19 protein-coding genes are annotated in these 23,957 nt (G+C 44.7%); 8 read left to right on the top strand and 11 right to left on the bottom strand.

Going from position 1 to position 23,957, the window contains the following annotated elements; all coding sequences use genetic code 11:
• Positions 1-13: 13 nt before the first annotated feature.
• Positions 14-979, top strand: coding sequence for a 4-hydroxy-3-methylbut-2-enyl diphosphate reductase (ispH, locus tag APB76_RS01495; RefSeq protein ID WP_054962731.1), 966 nt, complete (start codon positions 14-16; stop codon positions 977-979).
• Between the two features lie 201 nt (positions 980-1,180).
• The gene (locus APB76_RS01490) at positions 1,181-3,946 is read left to right on the top strand and encodes a M16 family metallopeptidase (RefSeq protein WP_054962730.1); all 2,766 of its coding nucleotides are present in this window, start codon (positions 1,181-1,183) and stop codon (positions 3,944-3,946) included.
• A 102-nt stretch (positions 3,947-4,048) separates the two neighbouring features.
• Here the strand turns inward: APB76_RS01490 and APB76_RS01485 are convergent, their stop codons facing one another.
• Positions 4,049-5,533 carry a carbon starvation CstA family protein gene (locus APB76_RS01485; RefSeq protein WP_054962729.1) on the bottom strand — a complete coding sequence of 495 codons (1,485 nt, stop codon included), beginning with the start codon at positions 5,531-5,533 and terminating at the stop codon, positions 4,049-4,051.
• A gap of 205 nt (positions 5,534-5,738) precedes the next feature.
• On the opposite strand from APB76_RS01485, the gene APB76_RS01480 reads away from it, so the two are divergent.
• On the top strand, positions 5,739-6,080 hold the full coding sequence (locus APB76_RS01480; RefSeq protein ID WP_054962728.1) for a DUF2799 domain-containing protein: 342 nt from the start codon (positions 5,739-5,741) through the stop codon (positions 6,078-6,080).
• 49 nt (positions 6,081-6,129) lie between these two features.
• Here the strand turns inward: APB76_RS01480 and murQ are convergent, their stop codons facing one another.
• Together murQ and APB76_RS01470 are read right to left on the bottom strand one after the other, a co-directional pair.
• The gene (gene murQ, locus APB76_RS01475; RefSeq protein WP_054962727.1) at positions 6,130-7,056 is read right to left on the bottom strand and encodes an N-acetylmuramic acid 6-phosphate etherase; all 927 of its coding nucleotides are present in this window, start codon (positions 7,054-7,056) and stop codon (positions 6,130-6,132) included.
• 8 nt (positions 7,057-7,064) lie between these two features.
• Positions 7,065-8,180, bottom strand: a complete 1,116-nt coding sequence (locus APB76_RS01470) for an anhydro-N-acetylmuramic acid kinase (RefSeq protein ID WP_054962726.1) — start codon at positions 8,178-8,180, stop codon at positions 7,065-7,067.
• Between the two features lie 99 nt (positions 8,181-8,279).
• On the opposite strand from APB76_RS01470, the gene nagZ reads away from it, so the two are divergent.
• Positions 8,280-9,266: a beta-N-acetylhexosaminidase gene (gene nagZ / locus APB76_RS01465; protein ID WP_054962725.1), complete on the top strand. Its 987-nt coding sequence runs from the start codon at positions 8,280-8,282 to the stop codon at positions 9,264-9,266.
• 50 nt (positions 9,267-9,316) lie between these two features.
• Here the strand turns inward: nagZ and btsR are convergent, their stop codons facing one another.
• Positions 9,317-10,036 carry a two-component system response regulator BtsR gene (gene btsR / locus APB76_RS01460; RefSeq protein WP_054962724.1) on the bottom strand — a complete coding sequence of 240 codons (720 nt, stop codon included), beginning with the start codon at positions 10,034-10,036 and terminating at the stop codon, positions 9,317-9,319.
• Positions 10,037-10,045: 9 nt separating this feature from the next.
• The gene (locus APB76_RS01455; RefSeq protein ID WP_054962723.1) at positions 10,046-11,722 is read right to left on the bottom strand and encodes a sensor histidine kinase; all 1,677 of its coding nucleotides are present in this window, start codon (positions 11,720-11,722) and stop codon (positions 10,046-10,048) included.
• Between the two features lie 237 nt (positions 11,723-11,959).
• Between APB76_RS01455 and APB76_RS01450 the strand changes: the two genes are divergently transcribed.
• On the top strand, positions 11,960-13,033 hold the full coding sequence (locus APB76_RS01450) for a 3-deoxy-7-phosphoheptulonate synthase (RefSeq protein WP_004744837.1): 1,074 nt from the start codon (positions 11,960-11,962) through the stop codon (positions 13,031-13,033).
• Between the two features lie 22 nt (positions 13,034-13,055).
• A complete protein-coding gene (gene tyrA, locus APB76_RS01445; RefSeq protein ID WP_054962722.1) occupies positions 13,056-14,183 on the top strand; it encodes a bifunctional chorismate mutase/prephenate dehydrogenase in 1,128 nt (375 codons plus the stop codon).
• A gap of 63 nt (positions 14,184-14,246) precedes the next feature.
• Here the strand turns inward: tyrA and APB76_RS01440 are convergent, their stop codons facing one another.
• From APB76_RS01440 to ettA, 3 genes are all read right to left on the bottom strand, one after another.
• Complete coding sequence (locus APB76_RS01440) at positions 14,247-15,239, bottom strand: M23 family metallopeptidase (RefSeq protein ID WP_054962721.1); 993 nt, start codon at positions 15,237-15,239, stop codon at positions 14,247-14,249.
• Positions 15,240-15,251: 12 nt separating this feature from the next.
• Entirely contained in the window at positions 15,252-15,623 is a 372-nt protein-coding gene (locus tag APB76_RS01435; RefSeq protein ID WP_054962720.1) for a PilZ domain-containing protein, read from the bottom strand.
• A 166-nt stretch (positions 15,624-15,789) separates the two neighbouring features.
• Positions 15,790-17,457, bottom strand: a complete 1,668-nt coding sequence (ettA, locus tag APB76_RS01430; protein ID WP_049845717.1) for an energy-dependent translational throttle protein EttA — start codon at positions 17,455-17,457, stop codon at positions 15,790-15,792.
• Positions 17,458-17,715: 258 nt separating this feature from the next.
• Here ettA and sltY point away from each other — a divergent pair, with 258 nt between their 5' ends.
• A complete protein-coding gene (sltY, locus tag APB76_RS01425) occupies positions 17,716-19,671 on the top strand; it encodes a murein transglycosylase (RefSeq protein ID WP_054962719.1) in 1,956 nt (651 codons plus the stop codon).
• A gap of 14 nt (positions 19,672-19,685) precedes the next feature.
• On the top strand, positions 19,686-19,982 hold the full coding sequence (trpR, locus tag APB76_RS01420) for a trp operon repressor (protein ID WP_054962718.1): 297 nt from the start codon (positions 19,686-19,688) through the stop codon (positions 19,980-19,982).
• Between the two features lie 26 nt (positions 19,983-20,008).
• Here the strand turns inward: trpR and yjjX are convergent, their stop codons facing one another.
• Genes yjjX through APB76_RS01405 form a run of 3 tightly spaced genes read right to left on the bottom strand, consistent with a single transcriptional unit; the run spans position 20,009 to position 23,877 of the window.
• Positions 20,009-20,542 (bottom strand): inosine/xanthosine triphosphatase, encoded by a 534-nt coding sequence (gene yjjX / locus APB76_RS01415; RefSeq protein ID WP_049845720.1) that lies wholly within the window; start codon positions 20,540-20,542, stop codon positions 20,009-20,011.
• Complete coding sequence (locus tag APB76_RS01410; RefSeq protein WP_054962717.1) at positions 20,508-22,853, bottom strand: putative bifunctional diguanylate cyclase/phosphodiesterase; 2,346 nt, start codon at positions 22,851-22,853, stop codon at positions 20,508-20,510. Before APB76_RS01410 ends, yjjX begins: the two co-directional genes overlap by 35 nt.
• Entirely contained in the window at positions 22,837-23,877 is a 1,041-nt protein-coding gene (locus APB76_RS01405; protein ID WP_054962716.1) for a polyamine ABC transporter substrate-binding protein, read from the bottom strand. Before APB76_RS01405 ends, APB76_RS01410 begins: the two co-directional genes overlap by 17 nt.
• Between the last annotated feature and the right edge of the window lie 80 nt (positions 23,878-23,957).

Below are 23,957 nucleotides of genomic sequence, written 5' to 3'. Positions count from 1 at the left end.
AAATATAATCATCATGAGCAATGAAATGAAAATTAAGTTAGCTAACCCACGTGGCTTTTGTGCCGGTGTTGATCGCGCGATCAGCATTGTTGAGCGAGCACTCGAAATGTACCAACCACCTATCTATGTACGCCACGAAGTTGTACACAACCGATTTGTGGTGGAAGGGCTAAAACAACGTGGTGCTATCTTTGTTGAAGAGTTACATGAAGTACCTGATGACAACATTGTAATCTTCTCGGCTCATGGTGTTTCTCAAGCGGTACGCAAAGAAGCAAAAGAGCGTGATTTAACCGTATTTGACGCAACTTGCCCATTGGTGACTAAAGTTCATATGGAAGTGGCGCGTGCAAGCCGCAAACACATGGAAGTCGTGTTGATAGGACACGTAGGCCACCCTGAAGTTGAAGGGACTATGGGGCAGTATGCAAGCGAGCAAGGCGGCATGTACTTAGTTGAAACTCCGGCAGACGTAGTTAGCTTAAAAGATAAAGTGAAAGATCCAAGTCACTTACACTATGTTAGCCAAACAACGTTGTCTGTGGATGAAACCGCGGATGTGATTGAAGAGCTGCGACGCGTATTCCCTGATATTCAAGGCCCTCGTAAAGATGACATCTGCTACGCAACGCAAAACCGTCAAGATGCGGTTCGTGAAATGGCGACAGATGTGGATGTAGTGATAGTGGTGGGTTCTAAAAACTCATCCAACTCTACTCGTCTTAAAGAGCTTGCAGAGAAACTAGGCACACCTGGTTACCTGACCGATTGCCCTGAAGACATCGAGCCGGAGTGGTTTGAAGGGAAAGTAAGAATCGGCGTAACCGCCGGGGCTTCTGCGCCAGAAGAGCTAGTTAACAAGATACTAGATCGTATTAAAGATCTGGTAGGTACTCGCTCTGTCGAAGAGATTCAAGGCCGTGAAGAAAGCATGTTCTTTGAAGTGCCTAAAGAGCTGCAAATTAAACAAGTAGACTAAATTAGTTGAATCTAGCCCCTAACTTACTCTTAAGTTAGGGGCTTTTTTGTACCTGCTGCTAAACATCTAGCTTGTTAATAACCATATAACTTTCAAGATTATCTGTTGTGAGTCGTATTTTCTTGCCATTGCATCTGGTGTATTACACTTGAGCCACGCTGAACGATATAGTGCGGTTAGTAATTGGACTAGGAGCTGTTCATGCAAGTTATTAAAAAGTGGCTTACTTTTTTTATCGTTTTACTTATCGTCGGTTGCAACAGTGAACTCGATAAGCCCATCCCAGAAGATGCTAATTGGAGCCAGTATCAACTCGATAATGGGTTGCGCTACCATCTCTATCCAACAGAGGATAAAGAGGTTTCTATTCGCCTCATGATTCACGCAGGCTCGATTCAAGAGGCTGATACTCAGCAAGGTTATGCCCACTTCGTCGAGCATATGGCGTTTAATGGCAGTCGTAACTTTACAGGTAACGATGTAATTAAGCTGTTCGAGAAAACAGGCGGCAGCTTTGGTGCTGATATTAACGCGTTCACTGGATACCAACTGACAACGTATAAAATGGATCTATCCAGTCAAGAACACCTCACACTAGCCTTGACTTGGATGAGAGATGTTGCAGACGGTATTAAGTTTGAACCTGAGCAGGTTGAGCGCGAGAAAGGCGTTATTCTTGGTGAGTTCCGCGCTACTCGACCAGAGAATGAGCCTTTGTTTACTAAAGCTTATCTAGAAGCAATAAAAGGTACGCTTATAGAAGGTAAAGATCCTTTAGGGACTCAAGAGTCAGTGAAACAGGTGTCGGTTGAAGGGCTGAAAAACTACTACCAAACATGGTACCAACCGCAAAATGCTGAGTTGATAATCTCTGGCAACATTAACAGTGAGGATCTTTCAAAGCTTATTTCACAGCAATTTTCAACTTGGCAAAGTGACGGCAAGTCAGCGGTTAACAAGCAACGTGATTACCGTATTAACGATGAGTCGTACACTTTGTTAGTGGGAGATATGGAGTCACCAAGCTTACATTTCCTGGTTGATAGAGGTCCTATCTCCATCACCACCTTTAAGCAGCAGTATCAATACTGGTTAGATGATGTTGCTCAGCAGTTAATCTCTCAACGACTTCACGCCGCGTTCAACAATGCAGCTCAGGCGGTGCAATATTCTGGCAGTTACACCCAATGGATAGAATACAATCGATATTCAGCAGCGAGTATCGCTTTTTCTGCTGATAACAGAGAGGCGAGTCAGCAACTGTTTTTAGAGACTTTACGCTCTTTAAGAGACTATGGGGTTAGCCAAAGTGAGCTAGAGAGTATTATGACTGGCTATAGCAATAGTCTGTCTAACTTTGACAGCGAGTGGGATAAGCGTAAGCCATTGCAAATTGTGGATGACAAGGTATTCGCTATTGAACAAGCAATGCCAGTGCAAAGTAGAGAGACAAATCGTAAAGCCTTGACAGAGTTTGTTACTCATGTTGATTTAAAGCGAGTCAATGAAAACATAGATGACCTGCTTTCGTCTGATCTCGCTTGGCTTCAGGGCTATAGTGCAGATGAATCTTTAAGTGAGTTAGAGCAGCCGTTCGATAAACTCCCTGAGTTGTATGCTCAAGCCGGATTTAAGCCATTGGCGCTGCAGCAAGTGACCTCTGAACTTAAACAGCCAGCGACACAGGGCGAGATAGTGTCGCAATTGGATCGAGAACGTGACTTCACCGTATGGCAGTTGAGTAACGGTGTTGAAGTATGGTACCAGCGTGATCCGAAAGCAGGTAAGAGAGCGCATCTTGTTTATGCGAGCCAAGGCGGTAAAGCTGCCCTTACACCTGAGTTGTACGCAGCAAGTGACTTACTACCTCAGTCTGCCACCCGGAGTGGGATAGGTGAGTTTAGCGGCGCACAATTGGACAGCTACTTGCGTAAGAAAGATATCGCGGTTTTTCCATTTATTGGTCTGACGTTCCATGGGTTAGAGATAAACACAGCGGCGAAAGAGTTACCGTTAGCTCTGAATACTATCTTTAACATTTCAACAGAAGTGAAGGTTGAGCCGCGTCAACTCGAAGCCGTGAAGCAAGAGTTTTATGAGAACAATAGCGCTTATTACAACTCTCCTGAAGGGAAATGGTATAAAGCGATTAATGCTGGCACTTATCAACCAGATAGCCGACACCGTTACGTATTAAATCCAGATATTGCTGGAGTCACTAGCGAGCAAGTACTAGAAGTTCATCAGCGCTTGTTCCGCTACAACCGCGATAATAAGTTGGTCATTATTGCCGATCTTGAGCCTACGCAAATTGCTCCTATGCTACGCAAGTACATAGCTTCGATTTCGCTGCGAAAAGATAAGCCTTCTCCGTTGAACTTTGACAATGGTTACAACACAGAGTTAGCGTCTTTGATTGAAGTTAATGAAGGCATTGAAAAAGGGACTATGCTGTTAACTCGCCTAATTAACACGCAACAAAGAGCGAAAACAGCCAAGGATGTTTTTGCTGAGGATGCGTTAAAACGCATCGCAAGTGCACGCCTTCTTGAAGAGGTCAGAGAAAAACGTGGCTTAGATTACTCTCCAGAGATTTACCCTGTGACTCAAGATGGAGAGCAAGTCTCTGATTGGTTTGTAACGGCAAAAGTGGCAAGCGAAGATGTCAAAGAGGTACAGCAAGCTTTAGATACCATGTTTGATGGATTAGCTAAGTCTATTACTGAAGAAGAGGTGTCTACCGCGGCTAAGCAACTTGCCGTCGCCGTTGAGCCAATTAATGATGATCCGATTCTGCGCGCTTGGTTTTATAGCCGTTACCTAATCCATGGCTATGGTATTGATGCGCTACTCGATATTGAAGGTACTGCGAATAGCATTACTTTGAATGATATTCAGCAGCGAGCGGATTGGACATTTGGTGCCAACAGTCAAAAAATTACAGCGACCTTATCTCCAAAAAATTAAACTGTGTGCTAAGGTGAAACTTGGCCTTTCTGCATTTGGTATTTCTGTATATAGAACAAAGGCTCCCGAAGGAGCCTTTTTCGCAGCAAAGATATTGTTGGTTTAGGCAGTTTCAGTGACTGCTTTTGGTTTCTCTTCGTCTGCTAGCTCTGTTTCACCTTTGCCTTTCGACGTTTTAATCACGTAACCGGCAACGGCTAGAGCAAACAAGATACCTGAGATGGTTGAAACTTGGATTGGCAGACCAAAGCCTAGCGTGCTGTTGTTCAAAATGAAGGTTGCACACACAGTTGTCATGAAGATAGCCGGTACGGTCGTAATCCAGTGCAGTTTGTTGTGACGAAGTAGGTAAGCTGAAGCTGTCCATAGCATCATGACTGCGGTTGATTGGTTAGCAAAACCGAAGTAACGCCAGATGATGCCAAAATCTACTTGAGTTAATACACCACCAATAATGAACAGTGGGACGGCCATCATTAAGCGATTACGCAGTGCTTTTTGGTCAACGTTAAAGTATTCAGCTAGGATCAGGCGACTAGAGCGGAAAGCCGTATCACCAGAGGTAATTGGTAGAATCACTACACCTAGGAAAGCAATTACACCACCAAACACACCAAGTAGGCCAAATGATGCGCTGTAAACAACATTGCCTGGGCCACCATTGCTTACTGCCTCAGACAGTGCATCTAGGTTACCAAAGAAAGACAGCGCAATAGCACACCAGATTAGCGCGATAACACCTTCACCAATCATTGCTCCATAGAATACAAAGCGGCCGTTCTTCTCATTTTCCATACAGCGAGCCATCAATGGCGATTGTGTTGCGTGGAAGCCAGAGATTGCACCACAGGCGATGGTAATAAATAGCGCTGGCCATAGCGGCATATCGTTAGGGTTTAGGTTAGTGAACATGTCGCTCACTTGGAAATCACCCATTACTGTATGTTCGCTTGAAAAGGCAACCGCAGTCATCAAGCCAACAGACATGAAGATCAGTAGCGCGCCGAACAGTGGGTAGAAGCGGCCAATGATTTTATCAACAGGAACAATCGTTGCGATGATGTAGTAAGCGAAAATCGCGATGACCATAGTCGTCATGCTAACCGATAGGCTAGTTTGATCATTGATTAGGTTAGTAATCATGCCTGCAGGCGCTGATACGAATACCACACCAACCAATAGCAATAGAACAATGGCAAAGATATTCATAAAGTGTTTTGCGCCATTGCCTAGGTAGCGGCCAGTAATGGTAGGAACAGAGGCACCGCCGTTACGAACAGACAGCATACCTGAGAAGTAATCGTGTACTGCACCAGCGAAAATACAACCGATAACAATCCACAGCATAGCCGCAGGACCGTATAGGGCACCCATGATAGGGCCGAAGATTGGACCAACGCCAGCAATGTTAAGTAGCTGAACGAGGTAAACTTTCTTGGTAGACATTGGCACGTAGTCGACACCATCGGTTTTGGTATGCGCAGGAGTTTGACGTTTTTCGTTAATGCCAAAGACTTTTTCTACAAAAGCCCCATAAATAAAGTATCCGCCGATTAGGGCTGCAACACAGGTTAGAAACCACAACATAGCACTTGTTCCTTAGTGAAATTGATTAAGCTCACCATGCATATTATGGGGTTACTTGGCTATCATCATCTGGTTATGGAGTGAGTGGTCGTATAACGAAGTGAGTGGTTTGCTGAGAAAATAAGTGGTTTTTACATTTGGTGAGTGGCAATTATTAGGATTTAGTGGTTTGATTAATAGAAGTCTGCAAAAGCAAGGAAAAACAATGAGAAACATCGTTATCGCAGCGTTAGTGTCAGTATTGGCGGCTTGTAGCAGTAGCCCTGAGCAGTTAGCTGAGCAAGGGGATTGGTATCAAATTGGTTATCAAGATGGCATCACTGGTCACACTCAACGCTCTTACACTGAATTGGCGAGTTTAGGCAGTGTTAAACACTCGGATTATGAAGAGGGTTATTTAGAAGGGGTAGGCGAGTATTGTAACCCTGATTTTGCTTATCAGATCGGGTTATCTGGTCAGTATTACGAGGGTGTATGTGAAGGTACCGAAACAGCACAAAGATTCCGCATGGAGTGGCAGCGTGGTTGGAATGAACACCAAAATTAACGCTTTATAGAGTTGAGGGAGAAGAGTGATCTTCTCCCTTTTTCATTTTCTATTCACCTTGGTGGTGTTGAACCGCTTTACGTAAGAAACCATCTTGCTTTTCTAGCTGATTCTTAGCTTGAGATAACTCCATACCAGTCAGTAGCATCAAAATTGCCAGTTTCACATCATAATCGGTTTTCTCTAGCGTTTCGGTGGCTAAGCTCTTGTCACAATCTGTCGCTTGCATAACGATTCTGGCGGCGCGTGCGACAAGCTTCTTATTCGTCGCTTTCACATCGACCATCAGGTTCTGGTAGCTCTTACCCAAGCGAATCATACTGGCTGTGGTAAGCATGTTGAGCACGAGCTTTTGCGCAGTCCCTGATTTTAAACGCGTCGAGCCAGTCAGTGCTTCTGGGCCTACAACTGGGCTAATGGCTATTTGGGCAATATCGGCAATCGTTGAATCTGGGTTACAAGACAGAGCAACTGTTGTCGCACCAATGTCATTGGCGAATTCCAAAGCACCGATGACGTAAGGGGTTCGGCCGCTAGCCGCAATACCGACCACCACATCTTTAGCGCTAAAGTTAATCGATTTGAGGTCTTCAACACCAAACTCAGGGGAGTCTTCCGCTCCTTCCTTTGCTTTTAAAATCGCTTCTGGCCCGCCAGCAATCAGGCCAATCACCATTTGGTCTGAAACGCCAAACGTTGGAGGACACTCCGAGGCATCTAACACACCTAAGCGACCGCTAGTGCCAGCACCCATATAAACAAGTCGGCCACCTACTTTAAATGCGGCAGTGATCTTATCGACCGCTTGGGCTATCTCGGGTAGGGCTTTTTCTACCGCTAATGGGACTTGTTGATCTTGCTGATTGATTCGCTTAACAATTTCCAAAGAAGGCAATAAGTCGATATCCATCGTTTCTGGGTTGCGTCCTTCAGAAACGAGATGAGAAAGAGCGGCGATTAACGCATCGTTAGTCATAGTGGTCCTTATTTATCAGCAAAGTACATCACACCAAGGGAGACAGCTTTACTGGCTCCGGTGACTTCAGGCAGATTGCTTGGCAAATTGTGAATACGGCGATAGGCGAGCCAAGCAAAGGCCATCGCTTCCATATTGTTGCTGTCTACACCCTTGTCATCGGTCAACATGACCTGCCAATTAGGTAGCTGCTGGGTGAGACAACGCATGAGAAGAGGATTGTGTGCTCCTCCTCCGCATACCGATAGTTCTGGTGAGCTACCAACGGCGAACTGACTTACCTCGTTAGCAATTGTCATCGCGGTATACTCACACAAAGTCCGTTGTACATCTGCAGGCTTAATAGAGAACTTAATGAGGATAGCTTCTAACCAAGGTAAGTTAAACAGCTCGCGGCCCGTGCTTTTCGGAGCGCTGACCGCAAGATAAGGCTCACTGAGTAATTCACTCAGCAATTCTTGATTGAGCTTGCCTTGCTGAGCGAATTGAGCATTGTAGTCATAGGCATTGCCAGTGTTTTTAGCACACCATGCGTCCATCAGCATATTACCTGGGCCAGTATCATACCCAACAACGGCTTGCTCAGGTCGCAAAACGGAAATATTGGCGATTCCTCCAATATTAAGCACTACCACACTAGACTCTGTAGAACCAAAAATCGATTGGTGAAATGCAGGAACCAGTGGCGCCCCTTGACCTCCAAGAGCCATGTCCTTGCGTCTAAAGTCCGCAATGGTGTCTATTCCTGTTAGAGCGGCAATAATATTGGCGTCACCTAGCTGGGTAGTAAATGGAGTATCTCCGCTCGGCTGATGATAAACGGTCTGACCGTGATTGCCGATAGCTGTGATCTGCTCGGCAGCATAACCTGTTTTGTTTAGCAGAGCTTGAACGGCTTGCACATAGAGTTGCCCGAGCAAATAATCAAGTTGACCAATTTCAACTAAGCTCGTAGCCTGACCTAGGCAAACATTTAATAGGCGCTGCTTAAGCGATTGCGGAATGGGATAGTCGAGGCTATCTAGCAAGCGAACTTGATTGTGTTCGATCTCAACCAAAACCGTATCGATACCATCAAGGCTGGTACCAGACATAATGCCAATATATAACTCTTTCGTATTCATGGATAATTTTCGTCGACTCGATATTCTAATCATTGTAAACCTATAGTAATCCTAATACTCTCGTTAACTTAGCGAATTTCATATAGATGTGGAGATAGCATGGGACCGTTATGGTTAGACGTAGCAGGCTGTGAATTGACTGCGGAAGATAAAGAGATTCTTGAGCACCCAACGGTTGGCGGTGTGATCTTATTTGCCCGCAACTATCATGACAGTGAGCAGCTACTGGCTTTGAACAAATCGATTCGCCAAGCGGCTAAGCGCCCAATTTTGATTGGTGTTGACCAAGAAGGAGGCCGTGTTCAGCGCTTTAAAGAAGGTTTCTCACTGATTCCTGCGGCTCAAAAATATGCTCAGTTTGATAATGGCGAGCAACTTGCTGAGCAAGGTGGTTGGTTGATGGCAGCAGAGTTGGTTGCTCATGATATTGATCTGAGCTTTGCGCCTGTTCTTGATAAAGGCTTTGATTGTAAAGCGATTGGTAGCCGTGCGTTTGGTGATGATGCTGACACCATAATCCGCCACAGTCTGGCTTACATGAAAGGGATGAAAGCGGTTGGAATGTCGACGACGGGTAAGCATTTTCCTGGACATGGCGGCGTTGTGGCTGATTCACACTTAGAAACGCCATTCGATAGCCGAGACATTATCTTTGAACAAGATATGGCGATTTTTAAAGCTCAGATTGAATCGGGAATTTTAGACGCAATGATGCCTGCGCATGTTGTTTTCCCACACTATGATGCTCAACCTGCAAGTGGTTCGGAATACTGGCTTAAGCAGATACTGCGTGAAAAGCTAGGTTTTAAAGGTATTGTTTTCTCCGATGATCTGACAATGGAAGGTGCGTCGATCATGGGTGGCCCAGCAGAGCGTTCACATCAGGCATTAGTGGCTGGGTGCGATATGATTTTGGTCTGTAATAAACGTGACGCTCAGGTGGAAGTGCTAGACAATCTGCCTGTGATGGAAACTCCGCAAGCAAGTCGCTTATTGAAAACACAGAGCTTTAGTTTGTCTGAGCTACATAGCAGTGAACAATGGAAACAGGCTTCCGAGGCCATGAAGCGTATTGTTGACGCTTAATCTCATAGATTCAATCAACAAGCCGCACATCAAGTGCGGCTTTTTTGTTGCTAATGAAAACCTAACTTCTCTTTTAAGGTCTTCAAATAACGTCGACTCACCGGAAGTGGATGGTCACTGACGGTGATAATTTCTGCTAAGCCGTTTTCGAGCAGCTTTATCTCTTTGATTGCTTTAATGTTAACTAAAAACTGGCGGTGGCAGCGAACCAAAGGCGTTTTTTCTTCAAGTACTTTTAACGTCAGCTGAGATGTGGCTTTCTGTTCATGGGTTTGAACATGGACGCCACTGATATCACTGTAGGCAAACTCAACGTCTTGGGTTGGAATAATGACGATGCGGTTTAAGCCAATGCATGGCACTTGATCTAAGCTCTGAGGGGTAATGGCGGCAAATTGATGAGTGTCGGCTTGTTTTGATTTGAGTAATCGTTTGACGGTTTTCTCCAAACGACAGGTATCAACGGGCTTTAGCAAGTAATCAAAGGCATTATCTTCAAATGCTTGGACAGCAAATTCATCATAAGCGGTGACAAACACAACGTTCGGCATAGTTTCAGGGTCAAGCATCGCTAATAGCTCAATCCCAGTAATCTGCGGCATTTGGATATCAAGAAACACCACGTCAGGCTTTAGTTGATTAATTTTCTTCAACCCTTCAATCGCATTGCTGGCTTGATCTATCACTTCAATGTGACCCGTTTCTTCGAGTAGCTCGGTCAGTTCCTCGCGAGCAAAAAGTTCGTCATCTATGACTAATGCCGAAAGCATGTTGATACCTTAGTACATGTTCTTATTTGGGATGATAAAGCTCATCCGAGTAAAATGGTTAGGCTCGACTTCAATATTGAGAGCTGAAGCGCGACCAAATTTGTTGCTCAGTCGTTTGTCGACAATCTGCATCCCCAGACCCGCATGGTCATCGGCTGGTGGCGTGTAACTGCCAGCATTATCTTCCACCACGATTTGGAATCCTGACTCACTTATTTGACTGTAGATGTGAATCTTACCGCCTTCCAGAAGATTAGAGATACCGTGTTTAATGGCGTTCTCAACTAATGGCTGGAGGGTAAAGGTCGGTACTTTTCGAGTTAACAGTGCTTCGTCAATATCAATCGTCACTTCTAAGCGGTCGGTAAAGCGCGCCTTCTCTATCGTGAGGTAGGCGTTTACGTGGGCGAGCTCTTCTTGCAGCGTGACCGTTTCAATGTCTTGCTTCAAGTTGCTACGAAAGAATTGCGAAAGGTGCTGAATAAGCTCCCGAGCTTTAGGTGGGTCGCGCCTGATAACGGCACTGATAGTATTGAGTGCATTGAATAGGAAATGTGGATTGACCTGAGCGTGCAGCAGTTTGATTTCGGCTTGAGATAACAGCGTTTGTTTTTGCTGATAATCGCCAAACAGAATTTGGCTCGAAAGCAGCTGAGCTATCCCTTCCGCCATCGACATATTGATGGTTGAAAAGAGCTTACGTTTAGGCTCATAGAGTTTAATGGTGCCGATGACATTGTCGCCTGCGCGAAGTGGAATAATCAGCGCTGAGCCTAGCTTACAATCTGCTGAGATAGAACATTGATACGGTTTTTCTGCCCCGTCTAGGTAGATGATGTCATCTTGTTGAATTGCATCTAAGGTGCTTTGTGAAGAGATCGGGGTGTTGGGTTTGTGGTGATCATCACCGATACCAACAAAGGCAAGAATCTTTTCATCATCGGTAATCGATACCGCACCGACATTGGTCTCTTCATAGACAATACGGGCAATCTTCTCAGCATTCTGTACATTGAATCCAGAGGCCAAAATACCAACAGATCGCTCTGCAATGTTTAGCGCGCGGCGAGAAAAGGTTGCCGAGTATTCTTCGAAGATGGTTTTCCTGTCCTGCAAAATACTCATAAACAGCGCAGCACCTACCGAGTTAGCGATGATCATTGGCGCCGCAATCGCAGAAACCAAGGCATAGGCCTGATCAAACGGTTTAGCGACGATCAATATGATCAGCATCTGGACAATTTCAGCAACGAGAGTAATGGCGAACACGACGCTTGGGTTGAACAGTTGGTCAGATTTGTTCTTACGCACGAAGTAGACATGAAACAAGCCGCCAATCAGCCCTTCTGCTGTGGTCGAGATTGCGCAGGCGAGGTCGGTAAATCCACCTAAAGTATAGCGGTGTAGACCTCCGGTTAGCCCGACAAAGAAACCAACGACCGGTCCACCAAACAGTCCTCCCATCACAGCGCCAATCGCGCGCGTATTGGCAATCGCATCATTAATCTGCAAACCGAAGTAGGTTCCCATGATACAAAATAGCGAAAACAGCACATAGACGCTCAGTTTGTGACTAAGACGGTTAGAGATATTGAGCAGAGGCAAAAAGATAGGCGTCTTGCTTAGCATATAAGCTAAAACCAAATAGACACACATTTGCTGAAGAAGAGAGAGGATCAGATCCATAACGAGTCAATTAGCGGGATTTAGGCTTATTTTAGTTAAGAATCCTTCTAGAAAACATGCTTATCTCATACTTTGACAATAAAGAGAGTTAAAATACAAAGTGTAAATTTAATTTTACGTGTGTGTTTTTTTATATTTACACCTTGAAATCTATATTCAGCCTGTTATTTTATGCCTATTCCAACCTAGCAAACACGGATATAGCTAGGTGTAAAAAATAATATACAGGTTAGAGTTATGCAAAAAAGTGAATTGAGCAATATTAACATTAGCGATGAACAAGTTCTTATTACACCTGAAGAGCTAAAAGCGAAACTACCTTTGAGCGACAACGCTCGACGTTTTATCCAAGAGTCTCGTCAAACCATTGCTGATATCATTCATAAGAAAGATCACCGTTTACTTGTCGTATGTGGTCCATGTTCAATTCACGATGTTGATGCAGCAAAGGAATATGCTAAGCGTCTAAAAGTACTCTCAGAACAACTGAGTGATCAACTGTATATTGTCATGCGTGTTTACTTTGAGAAGCCTCGTACTACTGTCGGCTGGAAAGGACTGATTAATGACCCGCATCTAGATGGTTCATTCGATATCGAGCATGGCCTACATGTTGGTCGTGAACTGTTAGTAGAACTCGCTGAAATGGAAATTCCACTCGCGACGGAAGCGCTTGACCCAATTAGCCCGCAATACCTAGCTGATACCTTTAGCTGGGCCGCAATTGGCGCCCGTACCACGGAATCACAGACCCACCGTGAAATGGCGAGTGGTCTTTCCATGCCAATTGGTTTTAAGAACGGTACTGATGGTAGTTTAGCAACGGCAATTAATGCGATGCAGGCAGCCTCTTCAAGCCACCGTTTCATGGGTATCAACCGTGAAGGCCAAGTCGCACTACTAACGACCCAAGGTAACCCAAACGGTCATGTTATCCTTCGTGGTGGTAAGCAGACTAACTACGATTCCGTTTCTGTCACTGAGTGTGAACAAGATATGGCTAAGCACGGCTTAGAAGCGTCACTGATGGTTGACTGTAGCCATGCAAACTCGCGTAAAGATTTCCGTCGTCAGCCGCTCGTAGCAGAAGATGTGATCCACCAAATTCGCGAAGGCAACAAGTCTATCATCGGCTTGATGATTGAAAGCCATATCAATGAAGGTAATCAATCTTCAGATATTCCTCTCAATGAAATGCAATATGGCGTATCTATCACCGATGCGTGTATCAATTGGGATACAACTGAGGCACTATTACGTCATGCACATGAAGAGCTAGTCCCTTTCCTAGAAGACCGCTTGAAAGGGTAAGTAGAGAGCACAAGGAATATCAATGGCAGTTGAATTGAATGAATTGCGTGATCAGATAGACGCAGTCGATAAACAAATTCTTGATTTATTATCCCAGCGACTTTCTTTAGTTGAGAAAGTTGGTGAAGTAAAAAGTGAGCACGGTTTGCCAATCTATGCTCCGGATCGTGAAGCCGCAATGCTAGCTTCGCGTCGTGAAGAAGCCGAGAAAAAGGGCGTACCACCTCAGCTGATTGAAGATATTTTGCGCCGTACTATGCGCGAGTCTTATGCGAGCGAGAAGGATTCTGGCTTTAAGTGCCTCAACCCTGAATTACGCTCTGTTGTCATCGTTGGTGGTAATGGTCAACTGGGTGGATTGTTTGGTCGCATGTTCACACTGTCTGGCTACGATGTAAAAGTACTTGGCAGCAAAGATTGGCACCGCGCTGATGAGCTGCTAGAGAATGCTGGCATGGTTGTGGTGACCGTGCCAATTCACCTGACTGAAGGTGTGATTGAGAAGTTGGGCAAGCTGCCTGAAGACTGCATTCTGTGTGATTTAACCTCGATAAAGTCAAGGCCGTTACAAGCGATGCTGAACGTCCATAAAGGGCCTGTTGTAGGTTTGCACCCTATGTTCGGTCCAGATGTGCCAAGTTTAGCTAAGCAGGTGATTGTCTACTGTGATGGGCGTGGTGAACAGCATTATCAATGGCTGTTAAAACAGTTCTCTATCTGGGGCGCGAGCTTATGCCAGATTGATGCAAGTGAACATGACCACGGTATGACTTTGATTCAGGCGCTAAGACACTTTACGTCGTTCGCCTACGGTCTACACCTAAGCCGAGAGAACCCAAATATCGATAAGCTACTGCAGCTTAGCTCACCTATCTACCGTTTGGAGTTAGCAATGGTTGGTCGTCTGTTTGGCCAAGATCCTAACCTATACGGAGACATTATTCTCTCTTCTCAGGAAAACATCGATATGATTAAGCGTTTCCATCGCTGTTTTGGTGAAGCGCTAGAGATTCTGGATGGCAATGACAAACAAGCATTTGTTGAGAGCTTTGATAGAGTGAGTGACTGGTTTGGCGACTACTCAAAGCAGTTCCTTGATGAGAGCCAGAACTTGTTAAAACAAGCCAATGACTCAATTCATCGCGGCTAATCAGTCGAGAATGAATAGAGAAAGAGCGACCAAACGGTCGCTCTTTTTGTTTACTCAGGAAGACTATTGCACTGTAAGATTATCAACCTGTGGCTCTTGGTCGTTTTTTACCGTGCTGACAGAACTGTCTTGATAAGGGTTGTTGGTCAAATTAACTTGCAGCCTGACTGTATCATCAATCAGTTTAACTAGTGGCGCCCACTTTACCTTTTTCTCTTTCTCAAACAGATAGTTAAAGTTCTCTGGCGTCCAGTCCATGGTGTATTGCGGATTCAGAGCCCGTCCGAGGAAGCGCACTTCATAATGCAAATGAGGGCCAGTGGAGTTACCAGAGTTACCACAAGTGGCAATCAGATCACCTTTACTGACAAACTGTCCGCTACGCACTTTAAATTGATGCAAGTGGGCATAGGAGCTCATAAAACCAAACGAGTGGCGAACGGTTAAGAAGTTGCCAAAGCCCTTTTTACTTGGTCGGACGGTTTCAATCACGCCATCGGCAGGCGCATAAATCTCTTCACCACGCTTACAGGTAAGATCGATCCCGGTATGGGTATGTCTTTTGCCTGTGATTGGGTTAGTACGACGACCAAAGGAAGACGAAATACGCTCGTAGTTCATTGGTGTGTCGTTTGGAATTAAACGAAACATGGTAGCGCGAACCGCAGAGTCGACTGCCGCTGCATCAATGCGGTTTTCTAGGCTAGCATCATCCGTTAAGGATTCATCAGCAAGACCAAGAACGGATTCCACATCGTAGACGCGTTTGCCCAATACATGTATTTGATTGCGCTTATCTTCCAGCTCTTGGGAAAGAGAGTGAGTGGTATCAACCTGTTCCTCATAAAGCACTTCAAGCTCGCTGAGCTTATCGACGAGCGCATGGTACTTTTGTTGAGTGGTTTGTTCTTGATGCCACTGGTAGTAGCCATAACCGACACCTGAAATAAGGGTGCCAGCGATGACCGCTATAGAAGTAAACAGAGTCTTTCTTGAAACATCAAAAGTTTGTACCCCCGATGAATCGGGGATAGAAATGGTAATTTTCTTCGACATAAACTAGTTAGTTTAGGTGTATTCACCTAAATCAGAGAGGTGTTCGATATCCCTATGTAACAGGTCATCATCACCTACATTTAATTCAACTAATCGCTTCAAGTGTCCGATACTCTCAATATCAATATGATCAATGCTGACACGAATCACATTGTTATTAAGCCCAACGATATTTCCTACAAGTTGGATCGTGACATCACTTCCTGCAAGCGAAAATTCAACATCTACTTGTTTATCTGTATCGAGCTGGTCTGACTGTTCGCTGGTGGCTAGAAGTCCATGTAGCGATAAATCACACACTAAGGCAGTTACCTCGGTGGATTCTTGAGTCAGTGTTGCTTGAGTTTGATAAACAATGCGCGAAAAACGACGACGTTCGATCATAATCTTCTCTCTATATTTCAACTCATAAGAGTAACAAAACAAAAGTGGCTACTATGCGCGGCTGTTCGCATTCTTCGCTTTAATCAATACCAGAAATTATCTGTATTGTGAGCTATATAATAAAGGCCGCTAATACTAGCGGCCTTTGCACAAATTTCAAGCGTATTTACTTAGCAATACGTTTGTATTTGATGCGATGCGGTTCCGCAGCCTCTGGGCCGAGAGTCTTCTTCAGCCACTCCATGTATTCAGTATAGTTACCTTCGTAGAAGTTAACTTGACCTTCATCGCGGTAGTCGATGATGTGTGTTGCAACACGGTCTAGGAACCAACGGTCATGCGAGATAACCATGGCACAGCCAGGGAACTCAAGTAGTGCTTCTTCTAGAGCTCGTAGTGTTTCAACGTCTAGGTCGTTGGTCGGTTCATCGAGTAGCAATACATTACCACCCGCTTTTAGCAGCTTAGCAAGGTGAACACGGTTACGCTCACCACCAGACAACTCACCGATCACTTTCTGTTGATCTGAGCCTTTGAAGTTAAAGCGCGAACAGTAGGCACGAGCTGGGATCTCAAAGTTGTTGATCTTGATGATATCTGCACCTTCAGAGATTTCTTGGTAAACGGTTTTCGAATCATCCATAGAGTCACGGAACTGATCGACAGACGCCAGTTTCACCGTGTCACCCATCTCGATAGAGCCAGAATCAGGTTGCTCTGTTCCACTTAACATCTTAAATAGGGTCGACTTACCTGCACCGTTGGCACCGATGATACCGACGATAGCGCCTTTAGGCATGCTGAATGATAGATCATCAATCAGTACGCGGCCGTCAAACGATTTCGTTAGGTTATTTACTTCGACAACCTTATCACCTAGACGCTCACCTGGTGGAATGAACAGCTCGTTGGTTTCGTTACGTTTCTGGCGATCGCCGCTTTGCAGTTCTTCAAAGCGAGCCATACGTGCTTTAGATTTAGACTGACGACCTTTAGGGTTTTGACGAACCCATTCAAGTTCTTTCTCAATCGTTTTCTGACGTGCTTTCTCTTGAGATGCCTCTTGCTGCAGACGCGCATCTTTCTGCTCGAGCCAAGAAGTGTAGTTACCTTGCCATGGAATACCTTCACCACGGTCAAGTTCAAGAATCCAGCCAGCTGCATTATCTAAGAAGTAACGGTCGTGGGTGATTGCCACAACAGTACCTGTGTAGTCCACTAGGAAACGTTCTAGCCATGCAACCGATTCTGCATCCAGGTGGTTGGTTGGTTCGTCGAGTAGCAGCATGTCTGGCTTTGAAAGAAGTAGGCGACAGATAGCGACACGGCGACGTTCACCACCAGATAGGTGCTCAATCTTCTGATCCCATTCAGGAAGGCGAAGTGCATCAGCAGCACGCTCTAGAGCATTCTCTAAGTTGTGACCCTCTTTCGCTTGAATTAGTGCTTCAAGTTCACCTTGCTCTTTTGCTAGCGCATCGAAGTCAGCATCTGGTTCTGCGTAAGCAGCGTATACTTCGTCAAGACGCTTCATCGCACCTGCAACATCGGATACTGCTTCTTCAACGATTTCACGCACCGTTTTAGATTCGTCCAGCACTGGTTCCTGCGGTAGGTAACCGACATTAAGGCCTGGTTGCGGACGAGCTTCACCATCGATATCAGTATCAATACCAGCCATGATGCGTAGCAGGGTGGATTTACCTGCACCATTGAGACCCAAAACACCGATTTTTGCGCCAGGGAAGAAGCTTAGAGAGATGTCTTTAAGAATTTGTCGCTTTGGTGGCACAATTTTGCTCACTCGCGACATGGTATATACGTATTCAGCCATTGCCGATCGTTCCTAAATAGTCAATTCACGTAAAAGGTTATTTTATACTAACCGAGCTCAGTTTGTTACCAGAGAAAGTGAGTCTCTTAAATAGAGATACTTTGCTGATGAATTACTAATCAACAGTTTGCCCAAAGCAAGCTGAATGTCACAGTTGTGTGAATTTATTATTATTTACATCTACACCCTTTACAGCGCTGATTACAATAAGCATAAATAAGGAACACCAAAGATTTCTAATCTCAGGATGAGACTCTTATGACGCTGACTTTTCTCAAGTCGCTGCATCGTATTCCTTCATCGATTTTGTTTGTTTCTTCGATGGTTTGCAGCGCAAGTTTTGCCACATCAGCCGTGGCTTTTGAACTCCAACAACAGCGAGACTTATACGATCAAGCTCAGTCATTGCTTGATGAAAAACAAGTCTCTCAGTATAAAAAACTAAGACCTAAAATCGCGGATTATCCTCTCACGCCTTATATCGACTACCGTAGTTTTCTGGTCGATATTGGTGACCGAACACCTAGTGAAGTGGATCAATTTATTGCAGGGCATCGCTCTTTCCCTTTCTCAAATCGAATGCGAGCGCCGTATATCGATGCGTTGGCAAGGAAAGGCAAATGGCAGACGCTATTGAAGTTCCAAACCGAGGAGCCAAGAGGAGAAACCTATCAATGTTACTTCTACAATGCTCATGCTAAAGCGGGTGACAAAAAAGTAGCATTTGCTGGGGCTAAAAAACTGTGGTTATCAGGGCACAGTATTGCTGATGCTTGTGACCCACTATTTGAAGCTTGGGATAACGCGGGGCTTAAAACAGACCAGCTAGTGCTTGAGCGAATGTTATTGGCGTTTGAGGCAAGAAATGGCAGCTTGATGAATTACCTAAAGAAGCAGCTCAATTCGTCGAGCGCAAAACGACAAGCCGATGAAATGAAAGCACTGTTTAGTAAGCCCGAATCGGTTCAGGCGTTTGCCAAGAAACATAAAGTCACTGAGTTTTACCAAACCCAAACCAAGCTCGCTTTTAAGAAGCTGGCACGCAAAAATGTGGAAATGGCCCAGAAACAGTTCGATGGGGTGGTTAAGGGCCAGCACTTCGACAAAGCCACGGCGCAGCATCTTGCTGATTATGTTTCGTTTCGTTTGATTAATACGGATTCAGGGGCGTTGGCTAAGTGGCGAGATAAGAAAATTTCCACCTCTTCTAGTGTGCCGTTGATCGAGCGCCGAGTGCGTCTTGCGATTCAATATGCGGATTGGCAAGGGGTTGAACTTTGGATTGCAGAGCTGCCGCAAGATAAGCAAACAAGCTTACGTTGGCAGTACTGGCTTGGACGCAGTGAAATCGCACAAGGCGACCGCCAATCAGGTCAGAAACGGATGGAATCCCTTATCGGTCAACGCAACTTCTATAGTGTTGCTGCTGCAAAAGAACTTAAGCGTTCTATCGAATATCCAACTTCAGTAATTGCGCTCAACCAAGACATGATTAAACAGTATCGTGTAGAGTTGTTACGTATCGAAGAGTTAATCGACCGCGACAAAATCGCCGCAGCGAAAAGTGAATGGCGTTGGTTGTTGCAGCGAGCGGAAAAGTCACAAAAAGAGATGCTAGCAGCATTTGCTTCATTTAAAGGCTGGCATCACTTGACGGTGGCCGCGAGTATTCAGGCAAAAATGTGGGATAACTTAGCTGTTCGTTTCCCAGTGGCCCATCGCTGGTGGTTTAACTTCTACGGAGATAAACACAGCATAGATCCGATAACCTTAATGTCTCTCGCTAGGCAAGAAAGCGCACTCGATATTGAAGCGAGATCGCCAGTTGGCGCGCGCGGAATTATGCAAATCATGCCATCGACGGCGAAGTATACCGCGAAAAAATATAAGATTGATTATCAAGGGTACAAAGACCTTTACCAAGTAGGTAAGAACATTGAGATAGGCAGTCACTATCTCGACGGCTTACTCAAACGCTACGATAACAATCGAATTTTCGCGTTAGCTGCGTATAATGCAGGACCTCATCGAGTGAAAACTTGGCGTGAAAGAACGCAAGGAAAACTAGATGCTTATGCGTTTATCGAGGCAATTCCGTTTAAAGAAACTCGCGGATATGTACAAAACATTCTGATGTTTGAAACCTATTATCGTGAGGTACTCGGTGTTGATGGAGCCTTCTTAAATCCGCATGAGCTGAACGCGAAATATTAGCGAGCACCGAATAGATGTCTTTGGAACCTGAGTATAAAGAGTGGCAACAGATCTTAGACCTGATTGAACATAGTACAGAGTCGCAGCAACACCAGATGCTGCTGACCATGTTATTGACACCAGATGAGCGTGAAGCGCTTGTGGCACGAGTCAATATTTTTCGTGAATTGCTAAAAGGTGAGTTGTCGCAAAGACAGATTAGCCAAATGCTAGGTGTTGGTATTGCAACCATCACTCGCGGCTCAAATGAGCTTAAGTCAAAAAGTGAAGGTGAAAAACAACAAATTGCCTCTCTACTAGAAACAAAATAAGGATGCTGAGGCATCCTTATTTCTTTCTATAGATTCGCAGGGAAATGCTCAGGGTTGGCAAACGGAATCAAGGCCAGTATTAACGCTTGATGGTAGACTGAGCTGCGGGTGAGCAAATCGTGAGTGAGCAAACTTATTGCGCCACCTTTCTGTTTGATATTCTCTGTACCGAAGACTTCGTCCATGACATCTCCAAGTTCATTAGCGTGCTGAAGCTTGTCGATGACTACTGGTGGCAACATTAGACTTGCCGAACGAGATTCACCACGTTGGGTTTGTGATTCAATGACCATCCAAGCGAAGGTGACAGTGCCTTCAATGCCAGCCTCTAAGCCTACATAGTAGTCTGCATTTGGGTGCTCTGCTTTTGCGTTAGCGACGCGGTTGAGCGCGCCTGCATGAGTCTCTTCATTCGTCATCGGCTGATCAGCGACCCCACTGTCGACACTCACTCCAGAAAAATGAAATGTTTGCAGAGGGAATGTGGCTTCAAATGCACTTTTCACCGCGTTGATCTTAGCGGGATTAAGCGACGCTACAATAACCGTCTTCTCCGGCATGGATATTTCCTTTAGGGTCTGTGTAGATAAAACTCAATTGCGTAAGTGAAAGCGGTGGAGATAAATGATAACCCTGCATATAGTCACATTTATTCTCTGCAAGCCAGCGATGCATCTCTTCAGATTCAATCCCTTCCGCGGTCACCATCATAGATTGCGAGTGGCAAAGGTCAACCAGAGGTTTCACTACCTGATGATTATTAGTTTTAATCAAGGTTTCTAAGAATTCGCGGTCAAATTTAATCTTCTGTACAGGATACTCTACTAACTGAGTAATAGAGGTATAGCCAGACCCAAAATCATCAATGGTTAATTTAAAGCCCATTTGAGCCAGTTCATGAAGGAGTTGATAACTTTGTGAGTCTGAGGCGAAAGTTTCGGTAATTTCAAAATCGATCAAATGTGGTTGAATTGGATACTGATCCATCAATGTCTGAATATCCGCCGCAAGTTGTAAAGAGTCTAGCTCTGCAGACGATAAGTTAATCGATAGTTGGACTGGACTATCAAAGCATTCTTGTAGCTGTTGGAAGTCAATAAATGCCTGTCTAATAACCCAGCGGTCAATGGTGCCAAATAGGCCAATTTGTTCTGAAATTGGAATGAACTCACTAGGGGTTACTTTGCCCAATTTAGGCGAGTCCCATCGAAGTAGCGCTTCAACCCCTTTGAGCTTCTTACCTGCACGATCATAGTAAGGCTGATAGAGTAATGTAAACTCATTTTCTAGATCGCCTTTTCGTAAAGCACGTTCTACTTGAGTGCGTCGACGAACAATTTCATCCAGTTCTTTGGAATAATGGGCTATTTGGTTTTTGCCAGCTCGTTTAGCTTGATACATGGCGGTATCTGCATGAGAGAGCAGTTTGGCTAAATCCACTCCATCGTCAGGGTAAGAGGCGATACCAATACTCGCAGTAATTGGGAAACGACCAATAGAGGCATTGGTATGATTCTGAATCGGGTCCAATACGGACTGAGCTAACACATCGGCGAAAGTACCTGCCTTATTTGTGGCAATAAAGATGGCGAACTCATCGCCAGACAATCTAGAAGCCAGTGATTTTATTCCATATTTAAACTCGCTTTCTAAGCTGAGTGTTTTGATGTGTTCGGCAAAGTTAACCAGTAAAGAGTCACCGACGTGATGACCATATTTGTCATTCACATACTTGAAATTATCTAGGTCGATATACAAAATCCAAGCGTGGCTGTAGTTAAATTTATTGGCCAAGGTACGCTCAACGTAGATCTGAAACTGGTAGCGATTAGCAAGCTGGGTTAGGTGGTCATTTTCGGCCATCGCTTTGGTTTTTTGATAGCTAGAGTTGAGTTCTTTATACATGTCATAGAAACGCACTGACAAACGGCCAATTTCATGGTCGCTTTCAAGTTTTTCAATATTGGCGCGTTTACGCAGTTCGACTTCTCTCAATTGGCGATCAAGGTGCGTAATCGGTTGAATAACATGGCGGTAAAGTAAGAACAAAAGAATCAGCACAGTCACTAAAGATGAGGCCCCAAATGACAACATGAGCCGCTGTTCGATCTTTGCCAGCTTCTGTGTTGTAAGATATTGCGCAGGATCGAGGACTGCGTATAAGCCTGACATGAGTTCCACTGATTGCGTTAGGCCCGATTTGATAATCGGCGTTGCAGAGAAAAAGATACTGCTGTCGTTGTCGAACTCAAGAATATGTTTTAGCTGATCAAACTTCTCCAACGAGAGAGAAACAACAATAAAGAACACCTGATCTTTGTTATAGCTAAGTGGAGAGACCAGTGTGCTGTCATCTAGAACATCATAGCGTATGAGGATATTTTGACCCTGATAACTTTTAGCAAACCCAGTATGGCTCATCTGCCCAGTTGTTTTATAAGTGTACTGTACGTATTGACGAACATTGTCATCCAGTGCCGAAAAGGGGTCGTTTTGGTTGTCAGCATAAAAGCGTACTCTGTGCTGACTGTCGACGATAGCCACCGCAATGTCATCCTGCTTACTAGGCTGCAGGTTTTCGATGGTGGTTTGCAGGTTGTCTATTAATTTCATCTCTCGATAAGGGTTCTCTGGCTGGCCAAAGTAGTGACGGATAATATCGCTTTTGGTTAAAGTCAGAGAGTAGCTATTGATCAAAGCCATTGATTGACGAAAGTGACCAGCGAGTTTTTCCATTGAGAGTTGAAGATAACTTTGCTCGCGCTTTATCAGTGCGTCTTTTTGATTGAAGTAGATGCTATAGCTAGAGATAACAGCACTCAACAGAATGACAGGCGCAACGAGTAATAATACTCTAGTGTTTAGCTTCATGACGTTTAAGTATTTGGTTAATTATTTTTGCTCTTAGGCTTATATTTTCTGCAGAGAGCTCGCTATCTATGCGTGCGTTTTTAATTCTTTCTGCAGGTGGGAACAATGATGCATCATTTAAGTACCAATCGGGCAATAGTTTCGTTGCACTTAAATTCGGAGTAGCGGCTTTGATATCGATTGCATTTGTTGCAGCCACTTTGGGAGACATAAGGTACTCTAAAAAGGCAAATGCTTGCTCTTTCTTTTCTGAATGACTGGTGATCGCCAAACAGTCTACCCAAAGAAATAGCTCACCTTCAGGTATCACGTAGTCCCATTTGTCTTGTTGGAACGAGCGGTTTAATGAGTATTGGTCTCCGCTGTAGGCCAGCGTCATTTGCATTTGATTGATATTTTCTTGGCTACGAACGTAGCTCAGAATGTACTCGTAAGTTAGAACCTTTTCGCTAAATTTAATCATGGCAGGATAAGCTGCTTGTAGCTGTTTAGGGTCTTCTGTTGCTGGTGAAATTCCTAGGCTGTATAAGACGGGTAGGAAACTTTCCACACTGTCGTTGATCATACCAATCTTGCCAAACAGCTCTATGGGAGGATCTACAAATTCTTGCCAAGTTGCCGGTGGTTGGCTGATTTTATCTTTTCGATAAGCAATCCCAACCGTTCCCCAGAAATAAGGCACAGCATATTGACCACATGCTCGATTCCATTTTGGATCGTTGTTTGAACGATTTTTTAGTTCGGATAAGTCTTCAAATGAGCCAAGACGTCCATAGATTTGTGCCGAGACATTGTCCAAGACCACTACATCAAAGGGTAACTGAATACTCTTCATCATCAACAAGCTACGTTCATCATCATTGTCAAAGTGAGAGAGTGTAAGTGATGCGCCAGACGTACTTTCCCAATCGGAACGAACATTTGGTGAGAGTGTATCTTCCCACATGTAGATATTCAGTCCTGTTTCTTGAGCGCTAACGGTTGAGTTGAATAGGGCGAGTAAAGATAAGAACGAAGCTCTCATACTGACTAAGAGGTACCTTATAAGATAAATCAGAAATATACTGCTTATCAGAGTCAGTTTAATAAGGGCCGACACAACAC

The sequence above is a fragment of the Vibrio bivalvicida genome (assembly GCF_001399455.2).
Lineage (GTDB): Bacteria > Pseudomonadota > Gammaproteobacteria > Enterobacterales > Vibrionaceae > Vibrio > Vibrio bivalvicida.
Note: the sequence above shows the minus strand (reverse complement) of the source record. Positions and strands in the feature narration are given on the sequence as shown.